A 20852-nucleotide genomic window follows, 5' to 3' on the forward strand; every position below is an offset into this window, starting at 1 on the left:
GTTTTCCGGGTCAGGACGGGTCAGGACGCGTCAGGACGTGTCAGGACGGGTCGGGTCGCCGTCCGACCGTGCCCCACAGGATCCGGGGAAGCGGACGGAGGAAGGGGAGCACGCGCCGCGGGTACCGGGCGAGTGCGAGCATCGTCAGCCCCACCCGGCCGCCGTGCTGCCCGGCCAGGTAGCCGGTCTGCAACCGGGGCGGCAGGTCGAAGAAGGCGTCAAAGAAGCGTTGGAGGGTCGGGCCGTCCGCCGCGGTGACAAGCTCGGCTCCGAGCAGCCGCAGACGGTAGGCTACCGCAGCCGACAGGCGTTCACGCCAGGGGAGTGCGCCGCTCTCGACGACACGGAGCATCCGGTCCGCGGCAGCCGCTGACTCGGCGACGGAGTAACCGGTCGCCGGGTGCGTCATCCCGCCGGCAGCACCGAACACGCCGACACCGTCCCGCATGCCGCCGTACCAGCCGCGGGCCCGGCGGTCGACGGGGAAATGCACGGTCTCCGTGCCGACGATCCCCGGTGCGCCAGCAGTCAGGTCGATGTCGGGGAGACGTTCGGCGAGACGTGCCTTCAGCAGGTCGACCATCGGACGGGTCGGTTCGCGGGTGACCAGGATCGTCTCCTCGTACAGCGTGCCGCCGTCGACGGGTTGGACGTAGAGAAAGCTGGGGGGAGTGCCGGGGTCCGCCTCGGACGACGCAGGACGCCAGTCCATGAAGACCGGGGAATCCGGGCACTCCGCCACGACCACGCCATAGGCGATCTGCCGGAGGTCACCGGGGCGGTCGACGACCCCCCGGCAGTCGACCACCGCATCGACACCCAGCTGTCGGGGGTCCGGGTCATTGACCTTCTCCCGGTGCAGGCGCAGACGTGGCCCGACCTCTGAGAGCCGACGGCACGTGGCTTCTCTGTCAACCATGCGGTAGATACGCCCGACGGGCTTTCTGCCTGCAGGAGTGACCACCTCAAGGTCTCCAGAGTCTCCGGAGTCGGCGGAGCCGGAGGGTGCCGTGGCGAAGACGACCGCGCTACGCGCCCACCCGGGAAGATCATCGGGGAAGAGCCCGTAGGTCTGGCGCCAGCGGGGCGGCAGGATCCCCCCGTCATCGGTCTGTCTGCAGGCCGGATCGTAGGCGTCGACCGTCCACCCGGTCACTGCGGCGCGGTACGCGAGGAGCGCACCGGCCGGGCCGAGTCCGAGGACGGCGATGTGCATGGCGGGGTCACTCCCTGGGGATCGGTGGGCAACAGCGGTCAACAGTGATCGATAAGGCTCCGCAGCGGGGATACCCCCGCCAGGATGACAGAGGGTGGAACGAGGTTACCCCCGGTGCCACGCTCCGTCCGCGGACTTACTTAGGAACTACAAAAGGTATCCCCAACGGCAGGAACTCCGCAGATACCCTCGAGGGTACAGCCTGAGAAACGAACTCGATATCACCCCCGACAGTAAGTCGCGAAGTAAGCGTCGTTCACGAAACACTATCCAAACCAGCCTTAAAAGTTTATATTGATATCTGTCCAGCAGGCGCAGGCCGGAAGGACCAGGTGTCCGGAGGCTGGGGGTCCAGTAGTTCCGGAACCCAGCGGAAGTGGCGGGTGGGACGCCCATGAATCTCAGCATGAGGTTCTTCGCGGCTCTCTCCTCCGGGGGGAGAAGGAGAGCGCGGCGCCCACCTCCACAACTGCCGGGACACGGTGTTAAGATGGACCGTTGTGATTGTTACTCAAGACCTTGAGGTGCGGGTGGGGGCACGCACCCTCCTCAACGCGCCCGGCCAGCAGCTCCGCGTCCAACCGGGCGACCGAATCGGCCTTGTCGGCCGCAACGGCGCCGGGAAGACGACGTCGATGCGCATCCTCGCGGGTGAAGGCGAACCCTACGGCGGCACCGTCACACGGGCCGGCGAGATCGGCTACCTTCCCCAGGACTCCAAGGAGGGCGACATCGAGCAGACCGCCCGCGACCGTGTGCTCTCCGCACGCGGCCTGGACCAGCTACGGTCCTCCATGGACCGCCAGCAGGAGCTCATGGAATCCGGGACGGACTCCCAGCGGGATGCCGCCATCATCAAGTACAGCCGTCTGGAGGAACGTTACGCCTCCCTCGGCGGCTACGAGGCAGACTCCGAGGCCGCCCGGATCTGCGACGGCCTCGGCCTGCCGCAGCGCATCCTGGACCAGCAGCTGAAGACACTGTCCGGCGGTCAGCGCCGACGTGTGGAACTGGCACAGATCCTCTTCGCCGCCACCTCGGGCTCCGGGCGTTCCGCGACCACGCTGCTGCTCGACGAGCCCACCAACCACCTCGACGCCGACTCGATCACCTGGCTGCGGGACTTCCTGCAGCGCCACGAGGGCGGTCTGGTCATGATCTCGCACGACGTCGAGCTCCTCGCCGCCGTCGTCAACAAGGTCTGGTTCCTCGACGCGGTGCGTGGTGAGGCGGACGTCTACAACATGACGTGGAAGAAGTACCTCGACGCCCGCGCCACCGATGAAGCCCGACGGCGCCGGGAGAAGGCCAATGCGGAGAAGAAGGCGGGCGCTCTCCGTCAGCAGGCCGCCAAGCTCGGCGCCAAGGCCACCAAGGCCGCCGCGGCCAAGCAGATGATCGCCCGCGCCGACCGGATGATCGACGACCTCGACGAGGTCCGTCAGGACGACAAGTACGCCAACATCTCCTTCCCCGAGCCCGCTCCCTGCGGCAAGACGCCGATGAACGCCACCGGGCTGACGAAGATGTACGGCTCACTGGAGGTCTTCGCCGGGGTGGACCTGGCGGTGGACCGTGGTTCACGCGTGGTCGTGCTGGGATTCAACGGCGCCGGCAAGACGACGCTGCTGAAACTCCTCGCCGGGGTGGAACGCACCGACGGCGAGGGAGGCATCGTCTCCGGCTACGGTCTCAAGGTCGGCTACTTCGCCCAGGAGCACGACACGATCGACCCAGACGCCAGTGTCTGGGACAATGCCATCCAGGCCTGCCCGGAAGCCGGGGAGCAGGACCTTCGCGGTCTCCTCGGCGCGTTCATGTTCTCCGGGGAGCAGCTCAACCAACCCGCCGGCACCCTGTCGGGCGGCGAGAAGACCCGGCTGGCACTGGCCACGCTGGTGAGCTCCCGGGCGAACGTCCTGCTGCTCGACGAGCCGACGAACAACCTCGACCCGCAGTCACGCGAGCAGGTGCTCAACGCGCTGCGCACCTACACCGGTGCGGTCATTCTGGTCACCCACGACCCGGGAGCGGTCAGGGCGCTGGAGCCGGAACGCGTCATCGTTCTGCCCGACGGCGACGAGGACCTGTGGTCGGACGCCTACATGGACATCGTGGAACTGGCCTGACCCGTCGGCCACCTCAGGCCGGCTGCTGTTGGGTCGCACAGTGGATGCCGCCGCCCCCGGCGGCGATGGCGTCGATATTGAGCTGGACGACACGACGCCCGGGAAACAGCCGCCGCAGCAGATCCCGCGCCGCGTCATCGGTGTCCACGGCCCCGAACTCGGGGACCATCACGGCATCATTGCACACGTAGAAGTTGACGTAGCCCGCGGCGAAGTCCGGGCTGTCGAACTCCGCCCGGACGCTCGACGGGGATTCCAGGACCTCCACCTGCAGCCGCCGGCCCGCGGCATCGGTCGCCGCGCGCAGGATGTCGAGATGCACACGGGTCACGTCGTAGTCGAACGACGTCTCGTCGGTCTCCAGGCCCGCCACGACGACACCAGGTGACGCGAACCGGGCGTAGAAGTCCGTGTGCCCGTCGGTGATGTCCATTCCGGCGATCCCCGGCAGCCAGATCACCGTGGTTATCCCCAGCAGCCGCCCGAGCTCTGCTTCGACGTCCGCCTTCGACCATCCACGGTTGCGGTTGTCATTGAGCACGCAGCTCTCCGTGATGATGGCCGTGCCTTCGCCGTCCACCTCCAGTGCCCCTCCCTCGAGCACCAGGTCCGTACGCAGGGATTCCACCCCGGCTTCCCTGGTGACGATGCCGGCGACCTCCCGGTCACGGCGGTGACGCTGCCGGCGGCCCCACCCGTTGAAGTTGAAGTCGACCCCGGCCGCGCCCGCCGCGGCACGGACGAACACCGGCCCGGTGTCGCGGACCCACAGGTCGTCAAGCTCGCACGTGACCAGCTCCACGTCGGCGCCGCCGATGAGCCGACGGGCCAGATCCATGTCTTCCGCCGGCACGAGCATCGACACGGGCTCGACCGCCGCCACGGCAACGGCGATCGCCGCCAGGTTCCGTTTCACCGCCGGCGCCAGTTCCGGGCCCCAGATGTCCTCCCGCGCGGCGAAGGCCATCCACGTACGGTCGTGGGGCGCACCTTCGTCGGGCATGACCCAGCGTCCCGACCCACCCGACCCACCGGGAGCGCCGGAGTTTCCGGAGCCGCACGATGCGAGCAGGCCCCCACCCCAGGCGGCGATCACTGACTTCAAGACGGTCCGACGGTGCAGCATCCTCTTCCTTCCACCCCACCGACGGTGGGATCAACTGGTCAACCACCTCGACAGTATCCGACGGACGTCCCGCCGCCCCGGCGCTGTCGTGGATATCACCGAAGGGGCCCGGACACGGTTTTCCCGAGGATACGATCGCGGCATGGACACTGAACCCTCGTACACCGTGCCCGGCCCCGGCCGTGCCAGACAGGACACCATCTACCGGGCGGGGGTTTCCGGCATCCGCCCACGGGTCCCCACCGACGCCGCAGGCCTGGAACGGGCGGCGCGCCGGGCGATGTCCCGGAAAGCATGGGCCTACATCAACGGCAGCGCCGGGGAGGGACGTACGCACGACAACAACCGGCAGGCCTTCGACAGCGTGCGCATCGTCCCCCGCATGGCGCATGGAGTCAAGGAAAGGAGCTTGTCGACGACCGTCCTGGGGCAGGAGCTGTCGTCACCGTTGCTCCTGGCACCCGTCGGCGCCGGCGCCCTGGTCCATCCGGACAGCGACCTCCTGATCGCCCGTGCGGCCGGACGGGCCGGTGTGCCGTACGTGGTGAGCAACCAGGGAAGTTCACCGCTGGAGGAGATCGCCACCGCCTGCCGCACGGCCCGGGGCCCTGGACCGTCAAGCCAGGACGCCGGGCACTGGTTCCAGTTGTACTGGTCGACAGACGAGACGCTGGTCGACAACCTCATCGCCCGCGCCGAGGACAGCGGGGCCGGGGCGCTCGTGGTCACCCTCGACACCACCGTCCTGGGTTGGCGTCCCCAGGACCTGAACCTGGGCTCGCTGCCCTTCTCCCGCGGGCAGGGCATCGCCCAGTACACCTCCGACAACCGGTTCCTGCAGATCGTCCGGGGCCGTCTCCGCGACAGAGTGGGCCGGGCCGCCGGCGGCACCGCCGGGGTCCGCGTCACGCCGGCAGCGGTGGCCTCCCTGTTCTCCATCGCCCGACACCATCCCGGCCCCACGCTGAGGAACCTGCTCGCGCCGGAGCCACGGGCCTCGGTGGAGACGTTCCTGGACATCTACTCGAACCCCGGCCTCGACTGGGACCTGCTGGGGACGGTGACGCAGCGGACGTCGCTGCCGGTCGTGTTCAAGGGTGTCCTGCACCCCGATGACGCGGAGCGGGCCTTCGAGGTCGGCGCGGACGCCATCATCGTCTCCAACCACGGGGGACGACAGGTCGACGGTGCCGTGGCGTCCCTCGACGCCCTGGTCGAGATCAGGGAACGGCTCGGCGAGGGCCCGACCGTCCTGTTCGACTCCGGCATCCGGACCGGAAGGGATGTCGCGGTCGCCCTGGCACGGGGAGCGGACGCCGTCCTCCTGGGCAGGCCCCACATGTACGGGCTGGCCGTGGCAGGCGCCGAGGGAGTCGAGGAGGTGGTACGCAACGTGCTCGCCGAGCTCGATCTCACGATGGCACTCGCCGGGATCCCGGATGTGGCCGGGCTGCGTCACATGGAATTGCGGACGGCAGAACCGCCCGCGGTCACGGAACGCCTGCGGCCTTGAGTGCGGCGCCGATCTGCGTCAGCGACAGATTCGCCGTCACCGTCGCGGACCGTGTCATCGTCTCAGGGGTACCCGCGAGGTAACGGGCGATGGTCCACCCGTTGGTGTACTCGGGCTCGAAGGCGTCCACCGGGTTCGGTGCACTGACCAGGTCGTGGGGTACACCCTCCCGGTTCGCCAAGGCCTGGAACGGTTCGGTGACCACGGTGAACACCTCGGAACCGTCGGTGGGGTGGACCTCGACGACCGCCCGGTACCAGTACCTGTTGTCCTGGTTCGCCCCCTGACTGTTCGCCCGCCCATGTGTGACGCGACGGTCGATCCACACCGCACCCACCCGGGCCGGCGCGAAATGCAGCCACCCGTTCTGCCACGCCGTCGCCAACGCAACGAGTCTCCTGCGGCGACTCCGCGCGGACAAGGCGGTGAAACCCAGTATCCCGGCCCCGAGTACCAGCAGGACGATCCCCACACCCACACCGGAGACCGACCCCGCACCGAGCAGGACGAGACTGACGAGGACGACGGCCAGGGCCGTGGCGACCAGGACCAGCTGTGCCGTCGCCAGGCCGAAAAACCGCGCGCCTGCGACAGGCATCGTCCCGTTGTCACGCAGCGCCGTCGTCACCGCGTCGTCGTCAGGCGGCAGGGGACACGGCGTCGCGAATCTGCCTGCCGCATACCCCGCCTCGACCAGTCCGCCCGGATCGGCGATGACCGTCGCATTGCGGGCGTGGGTGAACAAGCGGGGCACGTCCGACCACCTCTCTCAGTTACGGAAACCGTGGACGGGGGCGGGGATGTAGCCCCCTCGACTGATGAACTCCGCACTTCCGACGGTACTCACCGGCATGACCGGGGCGTGACCCAGAAGTCCTCCGAAGTCGACGTCGTCACCGGGGACGCTGCCGACCGCGGGCACCACACGCACCGCCGTGGTCTTGTGGTTCATCACACCGATGGCCGCTTCGTCGGCGATCATGCCGGCGATCGAGGAGGCCGGGGTGTCACCGGGGATGGCGATCATGTCCAGGCCCACCGAGCAGATCGCGGTCATCGCCTCGAGCTTCTCGATCGTCAGGTTGCCCGCGCGGACCGCGTCGATCATGCCGGCGTCCTCCGAGACCGGGATGAAGGAGCCGGAGAGCCCACCCACGCGGGAACAGGCCATCATGCCGCCCTTCTTGACCGCGTCGTTGAGCAGCGCCAGGGCGGCGGTCGTCCCGTGTCCGCCGACCTGTTCCAGACCCATGTGCTCGAGGATGTGGGCGACGGAGTCGCCGATGTCGGCGGTGGGGGCCAGGGAGAGGTCGACGATCCCGAAGGGGACGCCGAGCCGCGCCGCGGCCATGGTGCCGACGAGTTGTCCGGTGCGGGTGACCTTGAACGCGGCCTTCTTGATCTCCTCGGCGATGTCGTTGAGCGACGCGTCCCGCGCCAGGGCGGCGACCGCCCGGTCGACGACACCGGGCCCCGACACCCCGACGCTGATCACGCAGTCGGGCTCCTCGATACCGTGGAAGGCTCCTGCCATGAACGGGTTGTCCCCGACCGAGTTGGCGAAGACGACCAGTTTGGCGCAGGCGATGGAGTTCCGGTCCGCGGTCGCGTCCGCGCAGTCCTTGACGACCTGCCCCATCTCCCGCACGGCGTTCATGTTGATACCGGCGCGTGACGAGGCGATGTTGACCGAGGAGCAGACGACGTCCGTCTCGCTGAGCGCCTCCGGGATCGAGCGGATCAGCCGCTTGTCCCCGGCGGAGCCGCCCTTCTCGACGAGGGCGGAGTATCCGCCGATGAAGTTCACGCCGACGGCCACCGCCGCACGGTCGAGGGCGCGGGCGATGTCGACGGGGTCGCATCCCGGGACCGCCGACGACACCAGCGCCACCGGGGTGACGGAGATGCGCCTGTTGACGATCGGGATACCGAGTTCCTCCTCGATGCCGCTACAGACGGGCACCAGGCGCTCGGCACGGGACGTCACCAGATCGTAGACGGCCTCGCAGGTGGCCTCCGGTGTGGCCCGGACGGCGGGAAGGAGGTTGATCCCCATGGTCACCGTGCGGATGTCCAGCCGGTAGCGCTGGATCATCTCGATGGTTTCGAGGATGGACGAGGAGGGGAGGAATGCGGTCATGGTGCAGGAGCCTCAGATCTCGTGCATCGCATCGAAGATGGCCTGGGACTGGATCGTGATGACCAGCTTCTCCCGCTGTTCGACCTCGGACATCCGTCCGTTGACGTCGGTGACCGACAGAGCGTCGGGAAGATCGACATGGAGGATCATCGTGAACCAGTCGTCCATGATGGTCTGCGAGACGTTCCGGATGTTGATCTCCAGCTCAGCACATGCGGTCGACACGGCTGCGATGATTCCGGTGTGGTCCCGTCCGGTAACGGTCATGATCGCGATCATGGGACACCATGCTACTTGTCTGGTAAAGGACGGCACCCACCGGGCCGGTAGGGCTCTGATCGGTGGGTGCCGTGTGCCGAGCGGTGCGTGCGCGTGGTGGTCAGTCCCGGTTCTCCGCGGAACGCAGGGACTGCTCGACGATGTCGAGCGCCTCGGGGAGCAGGCCGCTCTCGCGGTCGGACACCAGGTGCGCCATGACCCCCTCCAGCACCAGTTCCAGCAGCTGGAGCGTGGTGGCGGTGGAGATGTCGGTACGGAGCCTGCCGGACTCGCGCTGTTCCTCGAGTCTCTCGGTGACCGCCGTGCGTAGTGCGTTCTGGTCCTGTTCCCAGGCATCCCGCAACTGGTCGTCAAGACGGATCCTGCGGGTGATCTCCACCCTCAGGCCCCACCATTCGGCGAGTTCGGGGTCCTCGAGGAGGTACCGGATCAGGCCGATCATGCCCCGGTTCCCGGCGAGGTCGGTCATACGGACCATGTCGCGGTGGGCCACTTCCCGGAACAGGGTCTCCTTGTTCCGGAAGTGGTGGAAGATCGCCCCCCGTGACTTGCCGGTCTCCTTCTCCAGGCGCGAGACCGTGGCACCGTCGTACCCGTAGGTGACGAAGCAGGTCCTGGCCGCACGCAGGATGTCGGTGCGCCGCTCGGAAAGGTCGGTCTCACTGACCTTAGGCATGGACAGTGCCCCTTTCCGGTACACGTCCGCCCGCCTCACGGAAGCCGCGGGGCGGGCGGGTGATGAACACGGGTCTTACTTGTTGTTCATCATGTTGCGCAGGACGTACTGCAGGATGCCGCCGTTGCGGTAGTAGTCGGCCTCACCGGGGGTGTCGATGCGGGTGACCGCGTCGAACTCGATGACGGAGCCGTCTTCCTTCGTGGCGGTGACGTGCACGGTGTCCGGGGTGGAGCCCTCGTTCAGCGCCTCGATACCGGCCAGGTCGAAGGTCTCCGTGCCGTCCAGGCCGAGAGACTTCCAGGACTCGCCCTCGGGGAACTGCAGCGGGATGACGCCCATGCCGACGAGGTTCGAGCGGTGGATGCGCTCGAAGCTCTCGGCGATGACGGCCTTGACCCCGAGCAGCAGGGTGCCCTTGGCGGCCCAGTCACGGGAGGAACCGGTGCCGTACTCCTTGCCACCGAGCACGACCAGGGGGGTGCCCTGCTCGCGGTAGTTGACGGAGGCGTCGTAGATGAAGGACTGCGGTCCACCGTCCTGGGTGAAGTCGCGGGTGTAACCGCCGGTCACACCGTCGAGCAGCTGGTTCTGCAGACGGATGTTGGCGAAGGTACCGCGGACCATGACCTCGTGGTTGCCACGGCGGGCACCCAGGGAGTTGTAGTCCTTGCGCTCGACACCCTTGGAGTCCAGGTACTGGGCGGCGGGGGTGCCGGGCTTGATCGACGATGCGGGGGAGATGTGGTCGGTGGTGACCGAATCTCCCAGCAGGGCCAGGACGCGGGCCCCGGCGACGTCGGACACCGGGCCCGGGGTGGGCTCCATGCCGTCGAAGTAGGGGGCCTTGCGGATGTAGGACGAGTTGTCGTCCCAGGCGAAGGTCTTGCCCTCCGGCACGGGCAGGGACTGCCAGCGCTCGTCGCCCTTGAAGACGTCGGCGTAGTCCTCGGAGTAGAGCTCCTTGGTGATGGAGGACTTGATGACGGACTCGATCTCCTCGGTGGACGGCCAGATGTCCTTGAGGAAGACGTCGTTGCCGTCGTTGTCCTGGCCGAGCGGCTGGGTCTCGAAGTCGAAGTCCATGGTGCCGGCGATGGCGTAGGCGATCACGAGGATCGGGGACGCCAGGTAGTTCATCTTGATGTCGGGGGAGATGCGTCCCTCGAAGTTACGGTTACCGGACAGCACGGCAGTGGCGGCCAGGTCGGCCTCGTTGATGCCCTCGGAGATCGGCTCCGGGAGCGGGCCGGAGTTACCGATGCAGGTGGTGCAGCCGTAACCCACGAGGTAGAAGCCCATGGCCTCGAGGTCCTTCCACAGGTCGGCCTTCTCGAAGTAGCCGGTGACGACCTGGGACCCGGGGGCGATGGAGGTCTTGACCCACGGTGCGGACTTCAGACCGAGCTCCGCGGCCTTGCGGGCCAGCAGGCCGGCACCGACCATGACGGAGGGGTTCGAGGTGTTGGTGCACGAGGTGATGGAGGCGATGCCCACCATGCCGTGGTCCAGGACCATGTCCTGACCGTTGTAGTTGACCTCGATCGGGTTGGACGGACGTCCCTGGTTGCCGGCGGCCGCGGAGGGCAGGTTGCCCTTGGCGTCGGCGGCGGTCGTCGGGGTGCCGGTGTGTCCACCGACGTTGCCGCCTTCGGCGACGAAGTCCTGGGCTTCGGCGCTGCCGGAGTTGCTGTCGGCGTAGTTGTGCAGGTCCTTGCGGAACTGTGCCTTGGAGTCGGACAGCTCGATGCGGTCCTGGGGACGCTTCGGGCCGGCGATGGACGGCACGACGGTGGACAGGTCGAGCTCGAGGTACTCGGAGTAGACGGCGTCGTTCTCCGGGTCGAGCCACATGCCCTGCTCCTTGGCGTAGGCCTCGACGCGGTCCAGGGTCTCCTGGTCGCGGCCGGTCAGTGCCAGGTAGTCGACGGTCTCCTTGTCGATGGGGAACATCGCGGCGGTGGAGCCGAACTCGGGGGACATGTTGCCGATCGTGGCGCGGTTGGCGAGCGGAAGCTCGGCGACACCCCTGCCGTAGAACTCGACGAACTTGCCGACCACGCCGTGCTGGCGCAGCATGTCGGTGATCGTCAGGACCACGTCGGTGGCGGTGACGCCCACGGGGATCTCACCGGAGAGCTTGAAACCGACCACGCGCGGGATCAGCATGGAGATCGGCTGGCCGAGCATCGCGGCCTCTGCCTCGATGCCGCCGACACCCCAGCCCAGGATGCCCAGGCCGTTCTCCATCGTGGTGTGGGAGTCGGTACCGACACACGTGTCGGGGTAGGCCACGCCGTTGTTGTCGAAGATGGAACGTGCCAGGTACTCGATGTTGACCTGGTGGACGATGCCGGTTCCGGGCGGGACGACACGGAAGTTGTCGAAGGCACCGGTGGCCCAGCGCAGGAGCTTGTAGCGCTCCTCGTTGCGCTGGTACTCGATCTCCACGTTGCGCTCGAGGGCGTTCTCGTCACCGAACGCCTCGATGATGACCGAGTGGTCGATGACCATCTCGGCCGGGTTCAGCGGGTTGACCTGGTCGGCGTCTCCGCCGAGGGCGACGACCGCGTCGCGGATCGTCGCCAGGTCGACCACGCAGGCCACGCCGGTGAAGTCCTGCATGACCACACGGGCGGGGGTGAACTGGATCTCGATGCTGGGGTCAGCGGACGGGTCCCAGTTCGCGATGGCCTCGATGTGCTCGCGGGTAACGTTGGCGCCGTCCTCGTTGCGGAGGAGGTTCTCGCCGAGGACCTTCAGGGAGTAAGGGAGCTTCTCCATGCCCGGGACCGCGTCGAGACGGTACATCGTGTAGGACCGGTCACCGACCTCGAGAGTCCCCTCTGCTCCAAAGGAATTCTTGCTTTCAGTCACGACAGTGCTCCTGAATCTCTTCTCGTTATCGTCGTCAGTTGTGTGACGTTCGTCTGACGTCATCCCGCCGCGTGGACCTGCGGACCTCGTCTGGACCTAGTCCCGGCGCCGGGAAGAGTGGCGCCGTCGCGGACTACCACCATTGTGTCAGCAGTCGTCGCGGATTCCGTCGGAACCACTATAACAGTACGACCGTAATGCTTCATAACTGCAGGATGCCGTGGTTCTCGACCCCGCCGCCCCGCGTGTCGCCACCCCCGAACACCCCACTCGGGTGCTAGAAATCTATACAGCCAGATAACAACTCCCGTCCCCGTCATGGAAAAGAGCCACCCGTGGATTTCGAGAACATCGACCTTCAGGCGGTCCTTGACGACATCGCCGAGGACGGGTTCTCCGCCTCGCAGGCGCACGACGTCCTGACCCCGGCAGAGGCCGCGGAGTACCGGGACCTCGCCGCCGACGGCGTCGACGTGGTGATCCTCGACGGCACATCGGCAGAGGGGACGGGCCTGCGGAACCTCGCCCAGACCGTCAAGGACTCAACCCAGACCGACGGCAACGAAGGGGCGCCGACCGTCATCGTCCGGGCACCACACAACACGCAGGTGGTCAGCGACGAGATGTCGCGGTTCCAGATCGAATCCAACCAGGGGACGCTCCACGGGTCGACAGCACCGGGCGACGTCGTGACTTTCCTCGCCGACGCCGCCGACTCCCGACCGGACTTCACCGTTCTTACCGTGGCGGTGACCGTGGGCATCCTCCTCACCGTCACCCTGGCCGCCGTGTTCGCGCGACTCACGTACCGCAGCACCCACTGACGTATCGCGTCACCTCCGACCGCCCCACTGGCACTCATCCCATAACGTCCGGCTCGCGCACGCATGCCGTCACAACTGGGGGCACTGGACCGGAATCTCCCCAAGGTCAAGCCAGTGCGCTTGTCCATGCTCAAGTCAAGGTTCAGACTTTGAGTTAACCTCGGGACATCATCGCAATCGGACACGCCGATTCGGCCATCATTGTGACGAAGATCACAAAATGACATAGGCCTGTCTCCCTCGCAGGTCAAGGCATTCGGCGTGACAAGTGTTCTTCCTGATTCTTATGTGATTAGTGGGGTCCGGGTTTCGCATGTGTCGCGAGTGTCTTACGGTTCAGTTGTCGTCATTTGGTAACGATCCGATATCGGAACGAGACCTGTTCGTGACATTTCCGGCGGTGATCAACCGGCCCGCCGGAACCCGGACATCGGGCCCTGGACCACCTCGCGGGGAAGCGCGGTGGACAGGCGGCCGTATCGGGATATCGTCAAGGACGACGGCTTGACCTTTATGACCCGGTACGCCATTCAAGGAGAGACTCACCGTGGCACTTCGACTGAACGCCCGCGGCACAGCCCGCAGGTCGACCGTCCGGTCCACTCGGGCACTGCTGTCCTTCGCGGTGGCCGCAGGACTCACCGTCCCCGCGGCGACCGCGGTCGCGGCCCCCTCCGACGACACCTCGAGTTCCTCCGACCAGTCCGCCGAGGCTTACCTCGCCGAACTGGTCGGTACCGTGTCCACGACCGAGGGCGAGGTCTCCTCCCTGGAGCTTGAACTCGGCGGTCTCCGCGAGTCCGTGAACAAGGCCCGTGTCGACGTCGACCGTAGCCAGCGGGCCGCCCAGGAAGCCCAGGACAACGTCACCGAGGCGCGTGGCCGTCTCGACGACTCGGACTCGGCTGTGCAGGAGGCCCAGTCCACACTCGACGAGATCGCACGGTCCGCCTACACGCGGGGTGGGGACGCTGCTCCGGTCGTCCTGGCCTCCGGGTCCGACGCGACGGCCGACACCATCGACCGCGCCACCTACATGCGCCTTGCCGCCGACAAGCAGCAGGCCGACATCGACCGGCTCGACCTGGCACGCACACAGGCCGCCAACGAGGAGTCCTCCCTCCGGGTGTCCCGGGACGACGCCGACGGGCTCGTCACGAAGGCACGGGAGGCTCACCGCGCAGCCGAACAGGCCTTCACCGACGCACAGTCGTCGATCGCCGAAAAGTCCGCCGAGCTCGACCGGGTCAGGAACACCCTCTCCGAGGCCAAGGACCGGTTGTCCGCGGCGAAGAAGGCGGTCGACCGGGTGTCGGCGAATGCCGGTGTCAGCTCCTTCGACAAGCGACGGGCCGCTGAGGCGGCCGCGGACCGCGTCGAGGCGGCCGACGAGAGCACCACATCCGGTGCCACCACCGCCGACAACACCGGCGGTGTGGTCGCCACAAAGGATGAAACCGTCGGCCCGGACGCACCCGCAGCATCGTCGCTGCCCGACGACGGCACGGGGGAGACCGACGGCAGTATCGGTGACGATCACACCGAGGGGAGCGACCTCACCGACGGCAGCGACGCCGGCACGGCGGTCGACACCGCCCCCCAGGCCGACACCGCAGCCCCCGCTGAGAATGCCGACGGAGACGTCGCACCTGAGGTCCCGGGCTCGGAGACCGGCGGATCCGAGGTCCCCGAGCTGGACGCGATCCCCGGAAGCTTCGAGGGAAGCTCGGACGGCGACGCGCGTCGGCAGGCGGCCATCGACGGATTGATCGACGCGGCCGGCCAGGCGGCGTTCGCCGGAATCAACTCCCACCTCCAGGGGAACCCCGACGGGGCCTTCGAGGCTGCCGCCACGGCCGGTCGCAACGCCGCAGCCGACGCCTACGGGAATCTCCCGGAGGGGCAGGGAGGCGGCGAGCCCGGCCTCCCGACGCAGAACCCGGGTGGCGAGCAGCCGGCCCAGCCGGACGCCTCCGGGACCCGCGAGGAGCAGATCGAGCGGGTCATCGACCGTGGCATGGGTCAGCTTGGCGTGACCTACGCCTGGGGCGGCGGCAACCAGGACGGTCCCACGCTCGGGGTGAGGGACGGCGGAGTCGCCGATTCCCACGGTGACTACACCAAGGTCGGCTTCGACTGCTCCGGCCTGATGGTCTACTCCTTCGCCGCCGTCGGAATCCAGCTGGAGAAGTACTCCGGCTACCAGTACACCTCCGGGACGCAGATCCCCGTCGGCGACGCCCAGCGCGGCGACATGCTGTTCTGGGGAGTGGGAGGAAGCTCCCATGTGGCGCTCTACCTCGGTGACGGGACGATGCTCGAAGCCCCTCAGTCCGGCGACGTCGTCAAGGTCTCCCCGGTCCGGTGGGACGGGATCGAACCGATGGCAGTGCGCATGATCGAGTAGGCTGCACCGTCGCCCGAGGAATCACCGCAGGAGTTCACGCATCGCGTGGTCGACTGCGGTGATTCTCGCTGTCCGTACCGCCGACGCCAACGGAAGCAGGTGCGGATCCAACGCCGCTCCCTGGTCCGTGGACCTGGTGACCTCGATGACCGAGGCCACGACGTCCGCCCGGGCCATGAGCTTCTCCGCCCGCGGTGCCACACCGGCCGGAAGACCCGGAAGGCCGAAGAAGTCGGTGAGCGCACCGACGGCCAGACGGGGGGAGGAGTGCCGGACACGCGCGTTCCCCGACTGTTCCACCAGGGTGGCCGCGGTGTCGGTGGCGTCACGGAGCATGGCGTCCGCGTCGCCCGGACCGTAGAACACACCGGCCCGGACCCGCCCGACACAGCGGTACCAGACCCACTGCACCAGGGAGGTGTCCACGACCACCGGCACCACGACGTGCGTGACCTCCGGGTCCCCGTCGGCGACGGCGATACCGGCCCCCGCCTGCGCGACCGCCGTCGTCCCACGCGATCCCGCCGGAAGCGCCGGAGGATCCCCGGGGCCGGCCAGCACCAGGCTGACCAGGGGACGGGACGAGATCTCGACAGGCAGGTCCCGGGTCACCTCCCGTACCGCATGCAACAGGTCGACGAGTCCGGTCGGCCGGTCGGTGAACCGCCCGTCGAAGGGGTCGTCGCCGCCCGGATCGACCAGCAGGGTGTGTGCGGGCCCCTGGACGTCCTGGAAGGAGTCGATGACGTCGTCGGCGGAGACCAGTCCGTGAAGCCACCATCCCAGCCAGACGGTGGTGTTCTGCACCGGGGACCACAGCTGCTCACGCAACGGGGTGCCCCTCATCGTGCCGGTGGTGTCACCGGCGGGGTTTCTGGAGGACATTGCACCTAGCCTAGAGTCGGTGTCCATGAGCTTCAACGACAGGTACGGCCGTGACATTCTCGGAGGGTCCGCGTCCTCCCGCACACCGGGCCCGGCAGGGTCCGCCCGCCACCGGGACACACCCGAGGTACCTGCCAAACCAGGCACCGTCGTCGAGGTCGCCGACGGAGGCTGGGTCGGTGCGGTGATCGGCTTCGAGAAGACCTACGACGGGGAGTTCGTCCGGCTCGAGGACCGGCACGGGCGCGACCGTCTGTTCAAGATGCGCCCGGGAGGGTTCCTCATCGACGGCCGGCCGGTCACCCTGACCCGCTATGTCGCGGCCTCTGACACGCCGCAGGCGCTGCAGCGCTCGAACTCGGGATCCCGGCGGGTCCAGGACGTCCGCGCCAAGGTCGCCGCCCCGTCACGGATCTGGGTGGAAGGCCTGCACGACGCGGCCATCGTCGAACAGGTCTGGGGGCATGACCTACGTGTCGAGGGGGTCGTGGTGGAGTTCATCGAGGGGCTCGACAACCTCCCGTCGATGCTCGAGGACTTCCGTCCCGGCCCGGGCCGCCGGGTCGGCGTCCTCGCCGACCACCTCGTCGAGGGCTCGAAGGAGTCCCGGCTCACCCGGGGCCTCGGGCCGGACGTCATGGTGACCGGGCACCCCTACATCGACATCTGGGAGGCGGTGAAGCCGGCGACCGTCGGTATCAGGGAGTGGCCGACGGTTCCCTACGGTGAAGACTGGAAGACCGGTGTGTGCCGGCGCCTGGGGTGGGGCACGCCGACCGACGGGTGGCGCCACGTCTACTCGAAGGTGAAGACGTTCCGGGACCTGGACGCCACGCTCATCGGCGCCGTCGAGCGGCTGGTCGACTTCGTCACGGAACCCGATCTTCCCTGAACTGATACCCTGCGGCCATGGGCCCGATTATCTGGTTGATTGCAGCGGCCGTCCTCGCGGTCGGCGAGTTCCTCATCATGGACTTCACGTTGCTGATGCTTGCGGTCGCCGCCCTCACCACGGCCGGAGTCTCGGCGATCGGTATACCGGTGTGGGCCGAGGTCGGGGTCTTCGGACTCACCTCCGCCGCCTCCCTGCTGCTGTTGCGTCCGGTGCTGCGCCGCCGCTACATCGCGCAGGGCGAGATCCGCGAGTTCACCTCCAGAGAACTCGAAGGCCAGTCGGCGGAGGTGCTCAGCGAGGTCACCTCCGACAGCTCGTCCGGACAGGTGAGCATCGCCGGCGACATCTGGTCGGCCCGGGCGGCACACCCCGGAACATCATTCGCTGAAGGGGACCGTGTGCAGGTCGTCTCCATCGAGGGCACCACCGCGGTGGTGTGGAAGGGAGTGTGAACCATGGGGTTACTGAGCATCCTGCTCATCGTCCTCCTCGTCCTTGTGGCGGTCGCACTGTTCAAGTCCGTGGCGCTGATCCCGCAGGGTGAGGCCGCCGTCATCGAACGACTCGGCCGGTACACCAGGACCGTCTCCGGCGGCCTGACGATCCTCGTCCCGTTCATCGACCGGGTGCGTGACCGGGTCGACACCCGTGAACAGGTCGTCTCGTTTCCCCCGCAGGCCGTGATCACCCAGGACAACCTGACCGTCGCCATCGACATCGTGGTGACGTTCCAGATCAACGACGCCGCACGCGCCATCTACGGGGTCAACGACTACATCATCGGTGTCGAGCAGATCTCCGTCGCCACGCTGCGTGACGTGGTCGGTGGCATGACGCTCGAGGAGACACTCACCTCGCGCGACGTCATCAACCGTCGGCTGCGTGGGGAGCTGGACGCCGCCACCACCCGGTGGGGACTGCGGATCAGCCGCGTGGAGCTCAAGGCGATCGATCCGCCGCCGTCGATCCAGCAGTCGATGGAGATGCAGATGAAGGCCGACCGTGAGAAGCGGGCGATGATCCTCACCGCGGAAGGTCAGCGCGAATCCGACATCAAGACCGCCGAGGGCAAGAAGCAGGCCCGCATCCTCGGCGCGGAGGGCGACAAGCACGCCCAGATCCTCTCCGCCGAGGCGGAACGGCAGGCGCGGATGCTGCTGGCCGAAGGTGAACGCGCCGCGAAGTACCTCGAGGCACAGGGCCAGGCGAAGGCCATCCAGAAAGTCACCGCGGCCATCAAGTCGTCCCAGGTCACCCCGGAGGTGCTGTCCTACCAGTACCTGGAGAAGCTGCCCGAGATGGCCCAGGGCGACGCGAACAAGCTGTGGATGCTGCCGATGCAGTTCGGTGACTCCCTCGAGCAGTTCGCCAAGGCATTCGCGAACAAGGACGACGACGGCACCTTCCGGTATGAACCGGTCCCGGTGGACGACGCCCTGCGGGACGTCGCCAACGAAACCACCTCCGAAGACTGGTTCAACACCGAATCCGCACCCGAGATCGCCAAGGCGGTGGCGGAGGCGAACGCGGTGGCCAACAGGTCGGTCGATGACCCGGCCGAACCGGCACCCGTCACGCCGGAGAAAGAGTCTCCGTCCTGGCCAACATATGCACCGCAAGGAGCCACCCCGCCTGCTCAGCCTGCCACCCCGCAGCAGCCAGACGCTGAGACATAGCCTGCTTCGAGATCCCCACCAGCTCGGCCGCCTCACTCTGGAGGTGGCCCTGCCGGACCAGAGCCGTCGCCTCCCGCCCCTCGGCGGTGCGGCGGCTCAGCACATGGGACACCAGCGTGAACGCGGCGGCGATGTCCCCGGCCACGTCCGCGCCGGCACCGGAGGCCTGCACTCCTCCGGGACCGGGGAGCTCGACTCTCGCCTGGATGACACCGGCACGCCGCGCGCCCTGGACGGCCCTGGCCGCGGCGCTGGCGAGATGGTCCCGCAGCGCCCCGTCAGCCTGACCGGTACCAGGGTCGCCGACGACGGCGCCGATGCCGATGGCGAAGTCACCGGCCTGGATGAGGTTCATCACCACTCCCGCCGCACTGTCCGCGTCATCAGCCAGCACCACGAACTCCTCCGGCCCCCGGCCCCGGACCTCCACGACGTTGTGTGCGTTCCCGAGCGCGTCGGAGACCTGACGGACGTAGTCGGCCCGTCGTAGTGACGTGCCGCGGTAGAGGGCGTGGACGGAATACATGTCGGCCATCCTACAGCGTCCGTCTACGGTGAGGGCTTGACCGGGGCCTGTCCGTCCGACAGCGCCGCCCGCATGCGGGCCCCTTCACGGGCGGTCAGCACCAGACCCACGGCCGCGAGCAGGACACTGACCGCCGGAAACCAGGGCTCACCGCCGCTGACCAGGGCGTCCGAGGAGGCGACGACCGCCACGGTGAGCGGCGCCGATCCGACGACGGTCGCCGCCACACACGGAAGCAGGGGAATGCGGCTGAGGCCGCAGGCGTAGTTCAGCAGACTGAAGGGGATGACCGGGATCATCCGGAGGCCGAGCACCGCGACCCACCCACGGTCCTCGAGGACGGCCTGCAGGGCCCGGAACTTCGGCGCGCGTTCCGCTCGGCGCACCGCCGGTCCGCCGAGCCAGCGCAGGAGGGTCAGCGAGAGGGTCACCGACAGCGCCATGCCGCTGAGGGCGATGACGCTCCCCGCACCCGGCCCGAACAGGACACCTGCAGCGACGGTCCAGACGGTGCGGGGGACCGGCAACTGGGTGGCAGTCACCATCAGCGCCAGGAAGGTTGCCCAGGCCAGGGGGCCGCTGCCCTGGACCGTCGCCCTGATCGTCGCGATGTCCGGGGAGGGGAGTAGGACGGTGGCCAGGACGACGAGGACACCGAGACCGACGAGTGCGCCGATCGACAGTCGGAGATCTCTGCTCACCGGACACACCCTTTCCCGGCCCCACCCCGGGGGCCGGCAGACGAAAAAAGAGACCCACCGAAGTAGGTCTCTTTCGTGGTGTCCGGAGGGGGACTTGAACCCCCACGTCCGTTAATAGGACACTAGCACCTCAAGCTAGCGCGTCTGCCATTCCGCCACCCGGACATGGATGCGGACGCCGAACACGGTTACGGTTGTTTTCCCAACCCGGTGTCCGTCGCACTCCGGTAACTATAGCCATTCGCCCGATCACTGACAAATAGGCTGGTCATCCCGTCATTCGCCGGCACAGGCAACGGCGCACCACCACGAGGCCGGGAACTGACCCCCACGGGGGCGGCAGCTGTATATATCGACACAACTAGTTTCGGCAGGTCAGACGGTCCTACGGCATACTGGGGCCATGAATGATTCCACCCGACACCATCAGCCCACGTACCTCGACGACCGGTTCCCGGCCGCCGACCCCTACGCGCCGTTGACTGACCTTCCCCCCTTGAGCGTCACCAGTGCCGACTTCTCCGACGGCGACCGGCTCCCGTCCGCACAGCTCGGCGGACAGGACACCTCCCCGCAGCTGTCGTGGTCGGAGGGCCCGGAGGGCACCGTGTCCTACGCGGTGTCGTGCTACGACCCGGATGCACCGACGACATCGGGATTCTGGCACTGGTCGGTGTACAACATTCCGGCGTCCGTCACCTCGCTGGACGCGGGCACCGGCGACGCCGAACTCGCAGGCCTCCCGGACGGTGCCGTCGCCCTGCGCGGCGATTCAGGGAGTCGCGGGTACTACGGTGCCGAACCCCCCGCCGGCCACGGCCCGCACCGCTACATCTTCGCCGTCCATGCTGTCCCGCAGTTCCTGGACATCAACGACCGGTCGACGCCGACCATCCTCGGCTTCAACCTCAACTTCACCGCCACCGCCCGCGGGTTGCTGTGGGGCTGGGCCGAGAACTGAGTTTTCCCGGCGTCCCCGGTG

General features: G+C 67.8%; 18 protein-coding genes and 1 tRNA gene. 8 read left to right on the top strand and 11 right to left on the bottom strand.

Annotated elements, in window-relative coordinates; translation table 11 throughout:
• Nucleotides 1-40 precede the first annotated feature (40 nt).
• Nucleotides 41-1216, bottom strand: a complete 1176-nt coding sequence (locus tag PQI66_RS02610; RefSeq protein WP_339995778.1) for a lycopene cyclase family protein — start codon at nt 1214-1216, stop codon at nt 41-43.
• Between the two features lie 500 nt (nt 1217-1716).
• Between PQI66_RS02610 and PQI66_RS02615 the strand changes: the two genes are divergently transcribed.
• Complete coding sequence (locus PQI66_RS02615) at nt 1717-3345, top strand: ABC-F family ATP-binding cassette domain-containing protein (RefSeq protein ID WP_339995779.1); 1629 nt, start codon at nt 1717-1719, stop codon at nt 3343-3345.
• Between the two features lie 13 nt (nt 3346-3358).
• Here the strand turns inward: PQI66_RS02615 and PQI66_RS02620 are convergent, their stop codons facing one another.
• Nucleotides 3359-4468, bottom strand: coding sequence for an agmatine deiminase family protein (locus PQI66_RS02620; RefSeq protein ID WP_339996010.1), 1110 nt, complete (start codon nt 4466-4468; stop codon nt 3359-3361).
• Nucleotides 4469-4613: 145 nt separating this feature from the next.
• On the opposite strand from PQI66_RS02620, the gene PQI66_RS02625 reads away from it, so the two are divergent.
• Nucleotides 4614-5984: an alpha-hydroxy-acid oxidizing protein gene (locus PQI66_RS02625; protein WP_339995780.1), complete on the top strand. Its 1371-nt coding sequence runs from the start codon at nt 4614-4616 to the stop codon at nt 5982-5984.
• On the opposite strand, the gene PQI66_RS02630 is transcribed toward PQI66_RS02625, so the two are convergent.
• From PQI66_RS02630 to acnA, 5 genes are all read right to left on the bottom strand, one after another.
• A complete protein-coding gene (locus tag PQI66_RS02630) occupies nt 5962-6738 on the bottom strand; it encodes a hypothetical protein (RefSeq protein WP_339995782.1) in 777 nt (258 codons plus the stop codon). The two genes, PQI66_RS02625 and PQI66_RS02630, sit on opposite strands and share 23 nt — an antisense overlap.
• A gap of 15 nt (nt 6739-6753) precedes the next feature.
• Entirely contained in the window at nt 6754-8124 is a 1371-nt protein-coding gene (locus PQI66_RS02635; RefSeq protein ID WP_339995784.1) for a PFL family protein, read from the bottom strand.
• A gap of 12 nt (nt 8125-8136) precedes the next feature.
• Nucleotides 8137-8403 (bottom strand): ACT domain-containing protein, encoded by a 267-nt coding sequence (locus PQI66_RS02640; RefSeq protein ID WP_339995785.1) that lies wholly within the window; start codon nt 8401-8403, stop codon nt 8137-8139.
• Between the two features lie 100 nt (nt 8404-8503).
• Nucleotides 8504-9079, bottom strand: coding sequence for a TetR/AcrR family transcriptional regulator (locus PQI66_RS02645; protein WP_339995786.1), 576 nt, complete (start codon nt 9077-9079; stop codon nt 8504-8506).
• Between the two features lie 75 nt (nt 9080-9154).
• Complete coding sequence (gene acnA, locus PQI66_RS02650; RefSeq protein WP_339995788.1) at nt 9155-11956, bottom strand: aconitate hydratase AcnA; 2802 nt, start codon at nt 11954-11956, stop codon at nt 9155-9157.
• Nucleotides 11957-12291: 335 nt separating this feature from the next.
• Between acnA and PQI66_RS02655 the strand changes: the two genes are divergently transcribed.
• Both PQI66_RS02655 and PQI66_RS02660 read left to right on the top strand, forming a co-directional pair.
• Nucleotides 12292-12780 carry an Rv1476 family membrane protein gene (locus PQI66_RS02655; protein ID WP_339995789.1) on the top strand — a complete coding sequence of 163 codons (489 nt, stop codon included), beginning with the start codon at nt 12292-12294 and terminating at the stop codon, nt 12778-12780.
• Between the two features lie 547 nt (nt 12781-13327).
• On the top strand, nt 13328-15187 hold the full coding sequence (locus PQI66_RS02660; protein WP_339995791.1) for a DIP1281 family NlpC/P60 protein: 1860 nt from the start codon (nt 13328-13330) through the stop codon (nt 15185-15187).
• 21 nt (nt 15188-15208) lie between these two features.
• On the opposite strand, the gene PQI66_RS02665 is transcribed toward PQI66_RS02660, so the two are convergent.
• Nucleotides 15209-16072, bottom strand: coding sequence for a hypothetical protein (locus PQI66_RS02665; protein WP_339995793.1), 864 nt, complete (start codon nt 16070-16072; stop codon nt 15209-15211).
• A gap of 25 nt (nt 16073-16097) precedes the next feature.
• Here PQI66_RS02665 and PQI66_RS02670 point away from each other — a divergent pair, with 25 nt between their 5' ends.
• The 3 genes from PQI66_RS02670 to PQI66_RS02680 are packed head-to-tail and all read left to right on the top strand — an operon-like array spanning nt 16098 to nt 18643.
• The gene (locus tag PQI66_RS02670) at nt 16098-16964 is read left to right on the top strand and encodes a DUF3097 domain-containing protein (protein WP_339995794.1); all 867 of its coding nucleotides are present in this window, start codon (nt 16098-16100) and stop codon (nt 16962-16964) included.
• Nucleotides 16965-16981: 17 nt separating this feature from the next.
• Nucleotides 16982-17419, top strand: a complete 438-nt coding sequence (locus PQI66_RS02675) for an NfeD family protein (RefSeq protein WP_339995796.1) — start codon at nt 16982-16984, stop codon at nt 17417-17419.
• 3 nt (nt 17420-17422) lie between these two features.
• Complete coding sequence (locus PQI66_RS02680) at nt 17423-18643, top strand: SPFH domain-containing protein (RefSeq protein WP_339995798.1); 1221 nt, start codon at nt 17423-17425, stop codon at nt 18641-18643.
• Here the strand turns inward: PQI66_RS02680 and PQI66_RS02685 are convergent.
• The 3 genes from PQI66_RS02685 to PQI66_RS02695 form a co-directional block, all read right to left on the bottom strand.
• Entirely contained in the window at nt 18540-19169 is a 630-nt protein-coding gene (locus PQI66_RS02685; RefSeq protein WP_339995799.1) for a DNA-binding protein, read from the bottom strand. The genes PQI66_RS02680 and PQI66_RS02685 overlap by 104 nt on opposite strands.
• Before the next feature lie 23 nt (nt 19170-19192).
• Nucleotides 19193-19870 (bottom strand): TVP38/TMEM64 family protein, encoded by a 678-nt coding sequence (locus tag PQI66_RS02690; RefSeq protein ID WP_339995801.1) that lies wholly within the window; start codon nt 19868-19870, stop codon nt 19193-19195.
• Between the two features lie 76 nt (nt 19871-19946).
• A tRNA-Leu gene (locus PQI66_RS02695) sits at nt 19947-20035 on the bottom strand.
• 238 nt (nt 20036-20273) lie between these two features.
• Here PQI66_RS02695 and PQI66_RS02700 point away from each other — a divergent pair.
• Entirely contained in the window at nt 20274-20831 is a 558-nt protein-coding gene (locus PQI66_RS02700) for a YbhB/YbcL family Raf kinase inhibitor-like protein (RefSeq protein ID WP_339995803.1), read from the top strand.
• The last annotated feature ends 21 nt before the right edge of the window (nt 20832-20852 follow it).

Origin of the sequence: Corynebacterium sp. USCH3 (assembly GCF_037619475.1) — a bacterium.
GTDB lineage: Bacteria > Actinomycetota > Actinomycetes > Mycobacteriales > Mycobacteriaceae > Corynebacterium.